Origin of the sequence: Paraburkholderia sp. J8-2, assembly GCF_905220195.1 — a bacterium.
Classification (GTDB): domain Bacteria; phylum Pseudomonadota; class Gammaproteobacteria; order Burkholderiales; family Burkholderiaceae; genus Paraburkholderia.
Window position 1 is genome coordinate 52,008 of sequence record NZ_CAJMZA010000029.1, and the last position, 12,712, is coordinate 64,719.

The following is a 12,712-nucleotide window of genomic DNA, read 5'->3' on the forward strand; positions in this document are numbered from 1 at the left end:
GTCAACGCGCGACGTTACTGCGCAAGGGCGGAATCGAGCTGCTGCTCGATGTCCTTGAGGTAGGCGCGCGACGTGTCGGAGACGACAAGGCGCGGTGTGGGCATGGCGCAGTGGCAATCGCGCTGACGCGGCTTCTTCTTGTGCGAGGACGAATGCGTCGCGGGCAGCTCGTCGTCGTCGCCGGTGGAGGGCGGCAGCATGGCGAGCGTGGGCAGCGGCGGATAAACCTTGTCGGCGGCGGCGGCGGGGGTTGCGGCCGCGGCAGCGGCAGCGGTGGTGGCGCCCCCGGCGGCAGGCGTGCTGGCGGCGGGCTGGCCCGCCCAGGCGGCGCTGCAACAGCAGAGTGCGGCGGCGGCGACGAAAACGATCGAACGCATCGTGTCAGCTCCCCGCATGCAACGGCTCGATCGAGACGCTGTACGTCTGGTTCGCGCCGGACGTCAGGTTTTCGAGCGTGGGCTTGGGCCCCTGCGCGGGCACGCCGCGCCAGATGGCCTGATTGATGTACTTGAGGTCCTGGCCGAGGGCCGTCACGCGGATCACGGTGGGCTGCTTCTGCGCGGCGGCGAGCGCGCCCGCCTTGGCGAGCACCGCGCTCAGCTGCGGGTCGTGCGCGCCGAGCGCGTCGGCGGGAATGTCGAACTTCATGATGACGTTCGACACGGCGGGTTTCCCGGTTTGCGCCGTCGCGGGCGGCTGCAGTTGCGCGCAGCCTGTCATAACCATTACGGCAAGTAAAAGCAAAACGCGCGTCACGGCCGGGTCTCCAAAAATTCGTGGCGATGTACGCGTTTTCGGCCTCGCGCGCGCGGACTTGATACCCGGGCTGCAAACGTTTGCCAAAAAGAAAGAGTTCGCTCGCGCAGTGCCGCTTCCCGGAAGGTCGCTCGCGTCGAGGCGGCGTTCGGGCAGAGAACTGCCTCCCGAAACCAGCAGGCAATGCGCCGCGCATGCGGCGAATAAGTATGAAGAATACGAAGCGGCCGCGCGGCACCGGCCCGGGTGCCGCGCGCAGGTTGTTGTTAATTGAGCTTGCCGAGCACCGCGGTGAACTCGTCCTTGCTCAAGGCGCGCAGCGATTGCGTGCGGATATTGCCAAGCGACCCGAGCGCGAGGCCGAACGCCATGAAGCTTTGCTCGTCGGGCGCTTCGATCACCGTGACGATGTCGTACTTCCCGAGCGTCCAGTAGATCTGCTTCATTTCACAGCCGAAAGTTTTGGCCATCTCCGCGGCCTGGCCGGCCCGCTGCGCGCTGTTCTTGACAGTGCGAATACCCTGATCGGTGAATTGCGCAAGCACCACATAAGTCGACATGACGATTCCCCTTACGATGACATCGAAACTCGAATCACGGGCTCCCCTTAGGCCGACCCGTCGGGCCGGATGTTCTGGTTATGGCGGAAAAGATTGTGCGGGTCGTAACGCGTCTTCACTTCGACGAGACGGCTCATGTTCGGCCCATACGCCGCCTCGACGCGCGTGCGTTCGTCGTCGGTGAGGAAGTTCACGTAGACGCTGCCGAGCGCATACGGCGCGGAAGCTTCGAAGAAGTCGCGTGCCCACGCAACGCAGCGGGCGTCGTCGGCGGGATCGGTCCAGCGGCCGTGCACGTTCATCACGTAGAGCGCGTCGCGGCTCGGGTAGGCCATCGCATCGGGCGCGACGCGCAACGTCGCGCCGCCGATCTGCCCGAAGAATATTTCGCACTCGGGCGAGGGCAGTGTGGCGATGGCGTCGGTCAGCGTGTCGATGAGGCCGTCGGGCAGCGTGGCGAGATTGTGCGATTTCCAGTAGTTGCGCGCGCCCGGCGTCAGGAGCGGATCGAATGCCTGTTGCCACGCGGCGTACGGCATCGGCCCGAGATGTTCGCCATAAGGCTTGCCGAAGCGCCGCACCACCTCCACCGCGTTCGGCCCGTTTTCCACCGGCCCCGAATAGCAGATGGCGAACACCATGATCGGCTTGCCATGGACCTCGGGCGGCAGGAAAGGCAGCGGCGGTGCGAGGCGCGACACGCTCCACACTGTCAGGTCTTCGGGCATCGTGGCAGCCGCCTCGCGATACTTCACGAGCGCTTCTTTCGCGGCGTCGAATGGCAGCACGACTAGCCCGCCGTAAATCTCGGGGCCGACGGGGTGAAGCGCGAACTCGAACATCGTCACCACGCCGAAGTTGCCGCCGCCGCCGCGAATGGCCCAGAACAGGTCGGCGTTTTCCTTGGCGCTCGCGCGCAGCAGTTCGCCGTCGGCGGTCACGATATCGGCGGCCACCAGGTTGTCGATCGACATGCCGAAACGCCGGCTCAGCCAGCCGAAGCCGCCGCCCAGCGTGAGACCGGCCACGCCCGTTGTCGAATTGATGCCAAGCGGGGTGGCCAGGCCAAACGCTTGCGCTTCGTGGTCGAAGTCGCCGAGCGTGGCGCCGGGCTCCACATACGCGCGGCGCGTGGCGGGTTCGACTCTGACCGACTTCATCAACGAGAGATCGATGACGATACCGCCGTCGCATAGCGCGCTGCCCGCGATATTGTGGCCGCCGCCACGCACGGCGAGCGGCAGTCCCGTTTCGCGCGCGAGCGCCACGGTTTGCCGCACGTCGGCGCAGCCCCGGCAGCGCACGATGAGTGCAGGGCGGCGCTCGATCATCGCGTTCCAGATTTGCCGGGCTTCTTCGTAGGCCGCGTCGCCGGGTTGCAACGCTTCGCCGCGCAGCGCGCTTTTCAATGTGGCGATGGATTCGCTCGACAGGCTGGACATGGCTCACCTCTCAATTCAACGGATCGGACACACGCACACCCATAGCCGGGCGTGCGTTTTCATGGACTGAACGGAACTGCGGGCGACCGCTTCAATTGTCGAATCAATGCGGCTGACGCACGCGCGAAACGCGGCGTGCGTCCGGTCGGGAAAGCAGGAAGGAAGCGCTTTCGCAAAGGGCGGCGGGGGCAGCCTGTGGCCGGACCGCGAGGGACCGGGCGGCGAGCGCTTCGTGACCTTGCCGGGTTTCTACCCAGGCCGCCACCGAGCCTCGCCGGATCATTAGATAACCTAAATTACGCAGCTTGATAAATAAAATCGCGTGCAATTAATTCAGATTATTGTCGCGCGTGGAATCGCTTTAATAGTTTAGCAAGCACATTGCATGGATTCTATAATTTTCACGTATGTACGCACGGGCAGCGTGAATGTTCTCCTATGCCCAACGAGAGGTCTCACCATGACGCGCAAGTACATTGACTGCCGGGAGTTCCCTAGTGAAATGAACTGTTCGGTGGCGATCTCGGCGGACTCGGACTCCGAGCTTCTGGAAGCGGCCGTGCAGCACGCGGTGAGCGTGCATCGTCACGTGGATTCTCCGGAACTGCGTGCGCAGCTCAGCCAGCTCTTTCACGAGGGTTCGCCGCCCGTCGCATCGCCACGCGCATGACGCCAAAGAGGGCCGGCATGCAATGTGCCGGCCTGTGCGCCCGTCCCATACAGCGCACGCGAGCCTCCAGCACCCCACCCCAGCGTTTCGGGCGCCCGAATCCGGGCCGCGCCTGAGCACCGTCCAGCCGCCATTGCCACCCGTTCGCCCCGGCTGGGTCGTCCGTGGCAGAATCAAGCGCGTCCCGCAGTCCCAACATCAGCGTTAGGCCTTTCCAGCCGGGAGCCCCCCGTGAAATACCCGCTAATCGTTGGCTTGAGTATCGTTTTCGTCGATGTCGTCGTGTGGCGTGCGCGGCTGCCTCCACAGGATCTGGTCAGGCTCTTCATTCGGCTGGCGCTCTTCGCGGCGTTGAGCTGGGTGCTGTTTTCGTCGGGTATGAATCCGTTCGGGCAGGCGCCGTACCGGGATGCGGCAGCGCTCCACTGGCTGGCCCAGGTTCTGGAAATCGTCTGGTGGCTGATGGCCGCGCGGCTGTTTACCCTGTCGCTCGACTCGCTGCTGTTGCCTCGCGCCTGGCGAAAGCAACGACTGTTCTCGGACGTCTTCGGCGCCGTTGTTTTTCTCGCGGCGGTCGTTGCCGCCCTGGCATTCGTGCTGGAGCTGCCGGTGCGCGGTCTGGTCGCCACGTCGGGTGCGCTGGCTATCGTGCTCGGCCTCGCCATTCAGAGTACGCTCAGCGACGTTTTCGCCGGAATTGTGCTCAACGCCACGGAGCCGTACACCGTTGGCGACTGGGTCGTGATCGACGATGTGGAAGGCAAGGTCGTCGAAATGAACTGGCGCGCCACTCACTTGCTGACCGGTCAGGGGAACACGCTCATTGTCCCGAACGCCATGACTTCCAAGGCGAAGATCTCGAACAACAGCAGGCCGGCCAATGTTCACGGCCTGTCAATCGTGCTCGAGATCGACCCGGAAGCCCGGCCGAAAACGGTGATCGACGCGCTGGAGCGCGCGCTGACCGGAAGCCACGCCATCCTCAAGACGCCCGCGCCCTATGCCCGCATGCAGCGCGCAACGCTGAACTCGATCCATTACGAGGTGGTCGGGTTCGTTGACGATATGAGCAAAAAGAGGGTGACGTCCAACGAGCTGTTCGACTTGTGCTACCGGCACCTGGCGGCCTCCGGCGTGTCGTTGCGTGCACTGGGCGTGCCCGCGCCCGCCATCGAAGCGCATGACGCGAAGGAGGCGCTGCTCAAGCGCGTGTCGCTGTTCGAGAGCCTGAGTGCCGACGAGGTGACCCAGCTCGCGAAGCGTCTTTCCCGGCACGAGTATCAGGCCAATCAACAGATCCTTGCCCCGGATACCGTGCCGGACAGTCTCGCCATTATTTATGCGGGTGTGCTGTCGGTGACTTTCCGCGAGCCGTCGGGCGAGCACGAGCTTGCCCGGATCGGCCCGGGCGAAGCATTCGGCGAGGCGGGACTGCTGGCGGGCCTGCCCATGCACGTGTGCATTACCGCGCTCACGCCATCGGTCCTTTTCGAAATCGGCAAGGACGACATGACCGCGTTCCTGAAAGAGCACCCGGAAGTCGCAAAGGAACTTTGCCAGCTACTGGCGTACCGGCAGGACAAAATCGCCAAGTTGACGACGGCGCTTCCCGCAGAACAGGAGCAAGGTCATTCCCTCTTCGAATGGCTGTTCGGCAAGGTGCGCAATATTCATTCGCTCTACGATTCCTGAGGGGCTTTATTTCAGCGCTCGAGCGAGCGCTTACAGTTCGGACTCGATCGGCAGAAGGCCCATGAACCAGACGCTGGTGCGTCGCATGAAGGATACATCGGGCTCCGAATCATATTCGGTCACGGTTCCGTTCGCGGCGGTGTCGATCCAGACGATCCGGGTCTTGCCGTTCGCTTCCGTGCGTTGCTCGACTCGCCAGGCAATCTGGTCCAGTTGCGGCTCGACCTCGTCGATCACCTGGCCCGCAATTGCCGGGCTGTCGCACAGCACGCCAATCTCCGTATTGAGTTTGCTCGAACGAGGGTCGAGATTCATCGAGCCAATGAAGATGCTTTGCCGGTCGAACACGTAGGTTTTCGCATGCAGCGAGGCTCTCGAAGAACCAAAAAACCGTCGTTGCGCCTTCACGCTGGACGCACCAACCGGCTTCAGTTCGTAGAGCCGCACGCCAGCCGCGAGGAGAGCCTCGCGATAGTGGTCATATCCCGCGTTCACGGCGACGACGTCAGTCGCCGCCAGGGAGTTGGTCAATACCGTGACGCGCACCCCGTGCCCGGTCAGATCGCTTAGCCACGCCACGCCCGCTTTTCCCGGCACGAAGTAAGGCGAGATGATGAGCATCTCATGCGTGGGTTTGAGGTTAAGCGCGGCGAACCGTGTCATGAGATGGCCTTCCGGGTTGGCCGGGTCGCGAGCGATCTTGGAGGGATCGTCGTAGAGGAGTGTGGCTTTTCCCCAGGAGAAGGTGGTGTTGCCGGCCTCGAGGGCCTTGGCCAGTCGTTGCCTCGCTTGCACGACATAGGGCGAGTCACGCTCCGACTGGATGTATTCGTCGAGCTTCGCGCGGTAGGCGGCCAATGCGGACGGATCCGCCGGATGCCCCATCAATTGCTCGATCGAATAACTCGATTCGGCATTCCAGAACGCGTCGAAGACGTTGGAGACCTTCCCGACAATGGGGCCGTGCACCAGCACATCCAGATCGCCGAAGGCAACGACTCTCGACGCACCGAAGTATTCGTCGCCGATATTGCGGCCACCGAGGATAGCGGCCTCGTTGTCGGCAACGAGCGCCTTGTTGTGCATGCGCCGGTCGACCCGGGAAAATTCGAGCGCGGACGAAAGTGCCTTGAAGCGGCGCCCCGCGACCGGATTGAATAGCCGTATCTGCACGTTCGGGTGCGAGCTGAGCGTGAGCAGCACCTGGTCGTCCGCATTCGTGCCGAGGTCGTCGAGCAGGACACGAACGCGCACGCCGCGGTCTGCCGCCTTGAGCACCGCTGCCGCCAGTTCGCGGCCGGTCAGGTCGTCGTGCCAGATGTAGTACTGCAGGTCGAGCGAGCGCTCCGCCTTTTCGGTGAGCACAACGCGGGCCACGAGCGCGTCGGTGGGGTCCGGCAGCAGGTGAAACGCACTTTCGTCTGGATGGCTTTGTGCTTCGGATGCGAAGAGCGTGCCGAGTGGTGTGGACGCCGTATCTTGCAGCGCGAATGTCTGCGGCCGGTTGGTCTGCGGCGGCAGACTCGCGCACGCGCTCAACACACAGGCAACAACGATGACGATAAGACGCTGAAGCTTTGTCATGTTCACACCTCGCTGGAGCATCCGGTTGGGCGAGTGGCGCCCCTCTTGCCACTAGCATTGGCGGTAGGAATCATACGCTTTACGTTGTATTATCGACGCACACCAGCCCAGCATTGCCCCATGACCGACGTCGCCCCCGACGAAGTGCGCCTCGCCGCCGAGATCGAGCGGCTCAAAGCCGAGTTTCCCAAAACGCGCGAACTGTATCGTGAAGTGTGCGCGTTGATGTTCTTCCGTTACGGCATCACGCCCACGGCCAACCGGCTCTATCAGCTCGTGCGCCGCGGCAGCATGAGCACGCCTACGGCAGTGCTTTCGGAGTTCTGGGCCACCCTGCGTGAAAAGAGCCGCGTGCGTATCGAGCACGCCGATCTGCCTGAGGAACTGCAAGGGGCCGCAGGCGAACTCATGGGTGCGCTCTGGACGCGCGCCACGGCGGCCGCGCAGGCTTCGCTCGATGCGCTGCGTCTCGAAGTGGAAGAGGCGCGTCGCGCCGCAGAAGGCGCAACCGCAGCCGTGCGCGCAGACCTCGGGCACACGGAGGTGGCGCTCGAACAGCGCACCGCCGCGCTGCTCACGGCGCAGGTGCGCATTCAGGAACTGGAACAGGCGCAGGCCGGCGCCGTTGCCACGCGCGGCGCACTCGAAGCGGAACTGGCGCGCGAGCGCGAGGCGAGCCGCGAACGCGACACCGCGCTGACCCAGGCGCGCGCCGATTTTGCCGCGGAACGCGACAAGTTGCGCGCAAGCGCCGAACTCGCGCAAGCCGGAGCGCAACGCGCGCTGCGCGCGGAGGAAAGCGCGCGCGCCGAGATTCAGGCATTACAGGCGCAGGTGGGCGATTTGCGCCATCAGGTGGGCATGCTCGAAGGCCGGCTCGACGCACTGCGTTCGACCCGCGAAGTTTCGGTGCGCGAACGTCAGAATGCCCCCGCGAAACCGCTGCGGGCGGCGCGCAAGACAGGACCCAAGACGTGAAAGTCTGAATGACACGATTATTCGTTCGTCATCCTGATTGAATGACCGCGTTTGCAGCGTTTCACTCGTCGCGCACGCGTACCGGCAGCTCGGTTTTGTACTCCACGCGGCGCAGCGCCACGGAAGTGTGAATGTCACGCACGCCCTCGATCTTGGTGAGGCGCGTCATGACGAAACGCTCGATGCCCGCAATATCGCTCGCCACCACGCGCAGCATGTAGTCGAACGCGCCCGTCATCAAATAACACTCCATCACTTCGTCGCAGTTCGAGATTGCGCGCTCGAACGCGGCTAGCCGTGTCTCATTCTTCTTCTCGATCGCGACCGACACATACGCGTTCACAGGAAAGCCCGCCTTCTCCTGATCGAGCAGCGTGACGTACTGCGTGATGACGCCGCGCTCTTCGAGCATGCGGATGCGCCGGTAGAACGGCGAGAGCGAAAGCCCGAGCGATTCCGCGAGGTCGGCGGACTTCACGTGCGCGTCGCGCTGCAGGGCGTGCAGGATGGCCACATCCACGCGATCGAATTTCATTGGCTAAGTTTTCCTGGAAAGGCCGAATTTTAGGCGAGTGTTGCTAATTCGAGAGTGATGTGTGGCTCAGTTTGGCACGAATCGCCGCTATTGGCTACCTAGAATCGGCTAATACCCACAAGCCGAACAGCGGAGACAACCATGAACATGCGAGCCGTCGAGACCGGGCGCCAGATCGATACGGACTATCGCCTCGAAGACCGCTACCTGCGCGAGGACGGCGCGGTCTTTCTCACCGGCACCCAGGCGCTCGTGCGCATCCTGATCGAACAGGCGCGCGCGGACCGGCAGGCCGGGCTGAAAACGGCAGGTCTCGTCTCCGGCTATCGCGGCTCGCCGCTCGGCGGATTCGATCAGGAACTGTGGCGCCAGAAGGCGTTGCTGGCGGACTTCGACGTGCGTTTCGAGCCGGGCCTGAACGAAGACCTCGGCGCGACGATGCTGTGGGGCGCGCAGCAACTCGACGCGTTTCCCGGCAAGCGTGTGCAAGGCGTGTATTCGATGTGGTACGGCAAAGGGCCGGGCGTGGACCGCACGGGCGACGTATTCCGCAATGCGAACATGCTCGGCACGGCACGGCACGGTGGCGTGCTGGCCGTGGCCGGCGACGACCATGCGGCGCAGTCTTCGATGTTCCCGCACCAGACGGACCACGTATTCGAAGGCGCGATGATGCCCATCCTCTTTCCGGCCTCGGTCGAGGAGTACATCGAGTTCGGGCTCACGGGCTATGCGCTTTCGCGTTTCAGCGGGCTGTGGGTCGGTTACAAGGCGATTACGGAGACGGTGGAAAGCGGCCGCTCGATGCGCGTGAGCCGCGGCGTGCCGTTGCGTTTGCCCGAGGACATTGCGGTTCCGCCGCAGCGTGGCTTCAACTATGACCCGCAATTGCGCTGGCCCGCGGAACGCGCCGAACTGGAGCGCCGCGTACTCGAAGAGCGCCTGCCCGCCGCACTCGCGTTCATGCGGGCGAATCCGCTCGACCGCGCGTTGCTGCGCCCCGCGCATGCGCGCGTGGGCATCGTGACGGTGGGCAAGGCGCATGCGGACGTCCTGGCCGCGTTCGAGGCGCTGGGCCTCACGCCCGAGCGCCTCGAGCAGCTCGGCATCGGGCTCTATAAGGTTGGCATGATCTGGCCGCTCGAAACGGAAGGGCTCAAGGCGTTTGCACGCGGCATGCAGGCGCTGTTCGTCGTGGAGGAAAAGCGCTCGTTCGTGGAGCGGCAGATCAAGGAAGCGCTGTTCAACGTGCGTGCGGATGAACGGCCATCCGTGCACGGCAAGACGCTTGGCGAGCGCGAGCCGCTGCTGCCGGCGGCGATGGAGTTCGCGCCGGAGCAGCTTGCGCGCGCGATGCAGCGGTTCTTCCAGCACGTTGCACTCGATATTCCGAATGTCGTTGCGGGTGCAACGAATGCGCGTTCGGCCGCGCAGCGCGTGATTGCGCTCGCTTCGGTGCCGGCGAGGGAACCGCTCACCCGCAAGCCGTTCTTCTGCGCGGGCTGCCCACACAATACCTCGACGCGTCTGCCGGACGGCTCGCATGCTGCGGCCGGCATCGGCTGTCACATCATGGCGCTCGGCGAAGCAGGCAATACGGCCACGTTTTGCCAGATGGGCGGTGAAGGCGTGCAGTGGGTCGGCATGTCGACGTTCACGGACATGCCGCATCTGTTCGTGAATCTCGGCGACGGCACCTACCAGCATTCGGGCAGCCTCGCGATACGCCAGGCCGTGGCGGCGCGCGCGAACATCACTTACAAGATTCTCTTCAACGACGCGGTCGCCATGACAGGCGGTCAGCCCGCCGAAGGCGGCCTCACCGTGCATCGCGTGGTGGCGCAGGTTCAGGCCGAAGGCGTGAGTGAAGTCGCCGTCGTGACCGACCGGCCCGAGCAATACGCGGGCTCGCATGGGTTGCCCACGGGCGTGACGCTCATGCACCGCGACGCGCTCGACGCGCTACAACGCCGCTTGCGCGAGCAGAAGGGCGTTTCGGTGATCGTCTACGACCAGACCTGTGCCGCCGAAAAGCGCCGCCGCCGCAAGCGCGGCAAGCTGATCGATCCGCCCACGCGTGTGGTGATCAACCCGGCTGTGTGCGAAGGCTGCGGCGACTGCTCCGTGCAGTCGAACTGTATTGCGATCGAGCCGCTCGAAACGGAGCTGGGCCGCAAGCGGGCCATCAATCAATCGAGCTGCAACAAGGACACCTCGTGCGTGAAGGGCTTTTGCCCGAGCTTCGTGACGGTCGAGGGCATGGAGCCAAAGCGTCCGGACGCCGCGCGCATTCAACGCATCGAAGCCGAGCTGCGGGCTACGCTCGCACCGCCCGCACGCGTGCCGCAGGCGCTGGAGCAGCATCTGCGCATGGTCGTGACCGGTGTGGGCGGCACGGGCGTCGTGACGATCGGCGCGATCCTCGCCATGGCCGCGCATCTGGAAGGGCGCGGCGCCTCGACGCTCGACTTTACCGGCCTCGCGCAGAAGAACGGCGCGGTGTTGAGCCACGTGCAGATCGCGCAGAGCCGCGGGCTCATCACCACGTCGCGTATCGGCGCGCATGCGGCCAACGTGCTGCTCGGTTGCGACGCTGTGGTGGCCGCCTCGTCCGGCGCGCTCTCGCGCTTGCCGGCCAGCGGCGCGCGCGCCATCGTGAACGAGCGCATCACCGCAACGGCCGACTTCGTGCGCGACGGTGACCTGCCCGTGAGCAAGGCCGTGCATCAAGCGGCGATAGAGAGCGCGATGGGCGCAGAGGGCGCGGCGTTCTGGGACTGCACGGCGGCGGCAGAAGCCATTTTCGGCGACGCCATCGCGTCGAACATGATGATGGTGGGCTACGCGTACCAGAGGGGCCTCGTGCCGCTCACGGAGGCATCGATCCTGCGTGCAATCGAACTCAATGGCGCGGCCGTGAAGATGAACGAACGCGCGTTCCTGTGGGGACGGTTGATTGCGCAGGACGCTCGCGTGCTCGAACGCGTGGCGAGAGCGGACGTGGCAGCCGCGAGCACGCCGTTCGATCTTGCGCGCTTCGTGGCCGAGCGCGAGCGCGATCTCACGCAGTACCAGAACGCCGCTTATGCTGCACGCTATCGCGCGCTGGTCGAAACCGTCGCGCAGGCGGAGCGCGGCATTGACGGTGCCCACGGTGAGCTTGCGCAAGCGGCCGCACGCCACTATTTCAAAGTGCTCGCCTACAAGGACGAGTACGAGGTGGCGCGCCTGCACACGAACGGGGGCTTTAGCGCGTACCTCGCCGGTTTGTTCGACGGCACGGCGGGCAAGAAGACCTTCCACATGGCGCCGCCGCTCCTCACGCGGCGCGACGCGCAAACCGGACGCCGCAACAAGATCGCGCTGCGCGGCGTGTGGGCCGAGCCGTTGCTGCGCGTGCTCAAGCATGGCAAGGCGCTGCGCGGCACGCCGCTCGATCCGTTCGCACGCCAGCGCGACCGCGTGATCGAGCGCGCGATGATCGGTGAATTCGAGGACGACGTGCGCCTCGTGCTCGGCAAGCTCACGCAGCAGACGCTGGCAGCAGCCATCGGCCTGCTTGGCGTGCCGGGTGCGGTGCGTGGGTTCGGTATCGTCAAGGAACGCAATTACGAGCATTCGCGCGGCATGCGCGAGCGGTATCGTGCGGAACTGATGGCTGAGACGGTTTGAAAGATCGGATAACTAATCGATGGAGGAGATTCAGATGGTGGTGCAGGACAAGACGTTTTTGATCACGGGCGGTGGTTCAGGACTCGGGGCCGCGGTGGGCCGGCATTTGCTCGAACGCGGCGCGAACGTCGTGTTCGCCGATATCGACATCGCGCGTGCGCGCGACGAGGCGGCGAATGGCGGCGAGCGTGCATTTGCCGTAGAGGTCGATGTGACGCAGGCCGCAAGCGTCGAGGCGGCGATTGCGCTCGTCACGCAGCGCTTCGGCGCGCTGCATGGTGTGGTCAACTGTGCGGGCATCGCACCGGCGCAACGCATCGTCGGAAAAGAGGGTGCCCATTCGCTCGATCTGTTCGCGAAGGTCGTGAGCGTCAACCTCATCGGCACCTTCAACGTGATGCGCCTCGCGGCCGTGGCCATGGCGAACAATACGCCCGACGCCGGCGGCGAGCGCGGCGTGATCGTCAACACGGCTTCGGTGGCGGCTTACGATGGCCAGATCGGGCAATCGGCCTATGCGGCTTCCAAGGGCGGCGTGGTGTCGCTCACGCTGCCGGCGGCGCGCGAGCTGGCGCGCAACGCAATTCGCGTGGTGACGATCGCGCCTGGCATCTTCGAAACGCCGATGCTTCTCGGCATGCCCACCGAAGTGCAGCAGGCGCTGGGCGCGGGCGTGCCGTTTCCGCAACGCCTCGGCCAGCCCGCGGAGTTCGCGGCGCTCGTCGAGCATATCGTCGGCAACCGCTACCTGAATGGCGAAGTCATACGCCTTGACGGTGCATTGCGCATGGCGCCGCGCTAGTCGACATTCCGCGTTGGACGG

General features: G+C 64.7%; 12 protein-coding genes. 6 read left to right on the forward strand and 6 right to left on the reverse strand.

Annotation, left to right across the window (positions count from 1 at the left end; genetic code table 11):
• Positions 1-14 precede the first annotated feature (14 nt).
• The gene (locus tag U5A52_RS35110) at positions 15-377 is read right to left on the reverse strand and encodes a hypothetical protein (RefSeq protein ID WP_321938580.1); all 363 of its coding nucleotides are present in this window, start codon (positions 375-377) and stop codon (positions 15-17) included.
• Positions 378-381: 4 nt separating this feature from the next.
• The gene (locus U5A52_RS35115) at positions 382-726 is read right to left on the reverse strand and encodes a hypothetical protein (RefSeq protein ID WP_321938614.1); all 345 of its coding nucleotides are present in this window, start codon (positions 724-726) and stop codon (positions 382-384) included.
• On the opposite strand from U5A52_RS35115, the gene U5A52_RS35120 reads away from it, so the two are divergent.
• Positions 647-1,030: a hypothetical protein gene (locus U5A52_RS35120; protein WP_321938621.1), complete on the forward strand. Its 384-nt coding sequence runs from the start codon at positions 647-649 to the stop codon at positions 1,028-1,030. The two genes, U5A52_RS35115 and U5A52_RS35120, sit on opposite strands and share 80 nt — an antisense overlap.
• Here U5A52_RS35120 and U5A52_RS35125 read toward each other — a convergent pair.
• Entirely contained in the window at positions 1,023-1,316 is a 294-nt protein-coding gene (locus U5A52_RS35125; RefSeq protein WP_321915126.1) for a GYD domain-containing protein, read from the reverse strand. The genes U5A52_RS35120 and U5A52_RS35125 overlap by 8 nt on opposite strands.
• Positions 1,317-1,363: 47 nt before the next feature.
• Positions 1,364-2,758: an FAD-binding oxidoreductase gene (locus U5A52_RS35130; protein ID WP_321915125.1), complete on the reverse strand. Its 1,395-nt coding sequence runs from the start codon at positions 2,756-2,758 to the stop codon at positions 1,364-1,366.
• A gap of 460 nt (positions 2,759-3,218) precedes the next feature.
• Between U5A52_RS35130 and U5A52_RS35135 the strand changes: the two genes are divergently transcribed.
• Both U5A52_RS35135 and U5A52_RS35140 read left to right on the forward strand, forming a co-directional pair.
• On the forward strand, positions 3,219-3,428 hold the full coding sequence (locus tag U5A52_RS35135; protein WP_321915124.1) for a DUF1059 domain-containing protein: 210 nt from the start codon (positions 3,219-3,221) through the stop codon (positions 3,426-3,428).
• Between the two features lie 231 nt (positions 3,429-3,659).
• Positions 3,660-5,120, forward strand: a complete 1,461-nt coding sequence (locus tag U5A52_RS35140) for a mechanosensitive ion channel family protein (RefSeq protein ID WP_321938581.1) — start codon at positions 3,660-3,662, stop codon at positions 5,118-5,120.
• A gap of 30 nt (positions 5,121-5,150) precedes the next feature.
• On the opposite strand, the gene U5A52_RS35145 is transcribed toward U5A52_RS35140, so the two are convergent.
• Positions 5,151-6,704: a phospholipase D family protein gene (locus U5A52_RS35145; protein ID WP_321915122.1), complete on the reverse strand. Its 1,554-nt coding sequence runs from the start codon at positions 6,702-6,704 to the stop codon at positions 5,151-5,153.
• A gap of 120 nt (positions 6,705-6,824) precedes the next feature.
• Here U5A52_RS35145 and U5A52_RS35150 point away from each other — a divergent pair, with 120 nt between their 5' ends.
• On the forward strand, positions 6,825-7,682 hold the full coding sequence (locus tag U5A52_RS35150) for a DNA-binding protein (protein WP_321938583.1): 858 nt from the start codon (positions 6,825-6,827) through the stop codon (positions 7,680-7,682).
• 61 nt (positions 7,683-7,743) lie between these two features.
• Here the strand turns inward: U5A52_RS35150 and U5A52_RS35155 are convergent, their stop codons facing one another.
• Positions 7,744-8,217 carry an Lrp/AsnC family transcriptional regulator gene (locus U5A52_RS35155; RefSeq protein WP_042267102.1) on the reverse strand — a complete coding sequence of 158 codons (474 nt, stop codon included), beginning with the start codon at positions 8,215-8,217 and terminating at the stop codon, positions 7,744-7,746.
• Between the two features lie 141 nt (positions 8,218-8,358).
• Between U5A52_RS35155 and U5A52_RS35160 the strand changes: the two genes are divergently transcribed.
• Both U5A52_RS35160 and U5A52_RS35165 read left to right on the forward strand, forming a co-directional pair.
• Positions 8,359-11,889, forward strand: coding sequence for an indolepyruvate ferredoxin oxidoreductase family protein (locus U5A52_RS35160; protein ID WP_321938585.1), 3,531 nt, complete (start codon positions 8,359-8,361; stop codon positions 11,887-11,889).
• A 34-nt stretch (positions 11,890-11,923) separates the two neighbouring features.
• Positions 11,924-12,691, forward strand: a complete 768-nt coding sequence (locus U5A52_RS35165; protein ID WP_321938616.1) for an SDR family NAD(P)-dependent oxidoreductase — start codon at positions 11,924-11,926, stop codon at positions 12,689-12,691.
• Positions 12,692-12,712 lie beyond the last annotated feature (21 nt).

What these genes read in the sequence shown, in the direction of transcription:
- U5A52_RS35110 (WP_321938580.1), bottom strand. Translation starts at nt 377, where the DNA reads ATGCGTTCGATCGTTTTCGTCGCCGCCGCCGCACTCTGCTGTTGCAGC.
- U5A52_RS35120 (WP_321938621.1), top strand. Translation starts at nt 647, where the DNA reads ATGATGACGTTCGACACGGCGGGTTTCCCGGTTTGCGCCGTCGCGGGC.
- U5A52_RS35115 (WP_321938614.1), bottom strand. Translation starts at nt 726, where the DNA reads ATGGTTATGACAGGCTGCGCGCAACTGCAGCCGCCCGCGACGGCGCAA.
- U5A52_RS35125 (WP_321915126.1), bottom strand. Translation starts at nt 1,316, where the DNA reads ATGTCGACTTATGTGGTGCTTGCGCAATTCACCGATCAGGGTATTCGC.
- U5A52_RS35130 (WP_321915125.1), bottom strand. Translation starts at nt 2,758, where the DNA reads ATGTCCAGCCTGTCGAGCGAATCCATCGCCACATTGAAAAGCGCGCTG.
- U5A52_RS35135 (WP_321915124.1), top strand. Translation starts at nt 3,219, where the DNA reads ATGACGCGCAAGTACATTGACTGCCGGGAGTTCCCTAGTGAAATGAAC.
- U5A52_RS35145 (WP_321915122.1), bottom strand. Translation starts at nt 6,704, where the DNA reads ATGACAAAGCTTCAGCGTCTTATCGTCATCGTTGTTGCCTGTGTGTTG.
- U5A52_RS35150 (WP_321938583.1), top strand. Translation starts at nt 6,825, where the DNA reads ATGACCGACGTCGCCCCCGACGAAGTGCGCCTCGCCGCCGAGATCGAG.
- U5A52_RS35155 (WP_042267102.1), bottom strand. Translation starts at nt 8,217, where the DNA reads ATGAAATTCGATCGCGTGGATGTGGCCATCCTGCACGCCCTGCAGCGC.
- U5A52_RS35160 (WP_321938585.1), top strand. Translation starts at nt 8,359, where the DNA reads ATGAACATGCGAGCCGTCGAGACCGGGCGCCAGATCGATACGGACTAT.
- U5A52_RS35165 (WP_321938616.1), top strand. Translation starts at nt 11,924, where the DNA reads ATGGTGGTGCAGGACAAGACGTTTTTGATCACGGGCGGTGGTTCAGGA.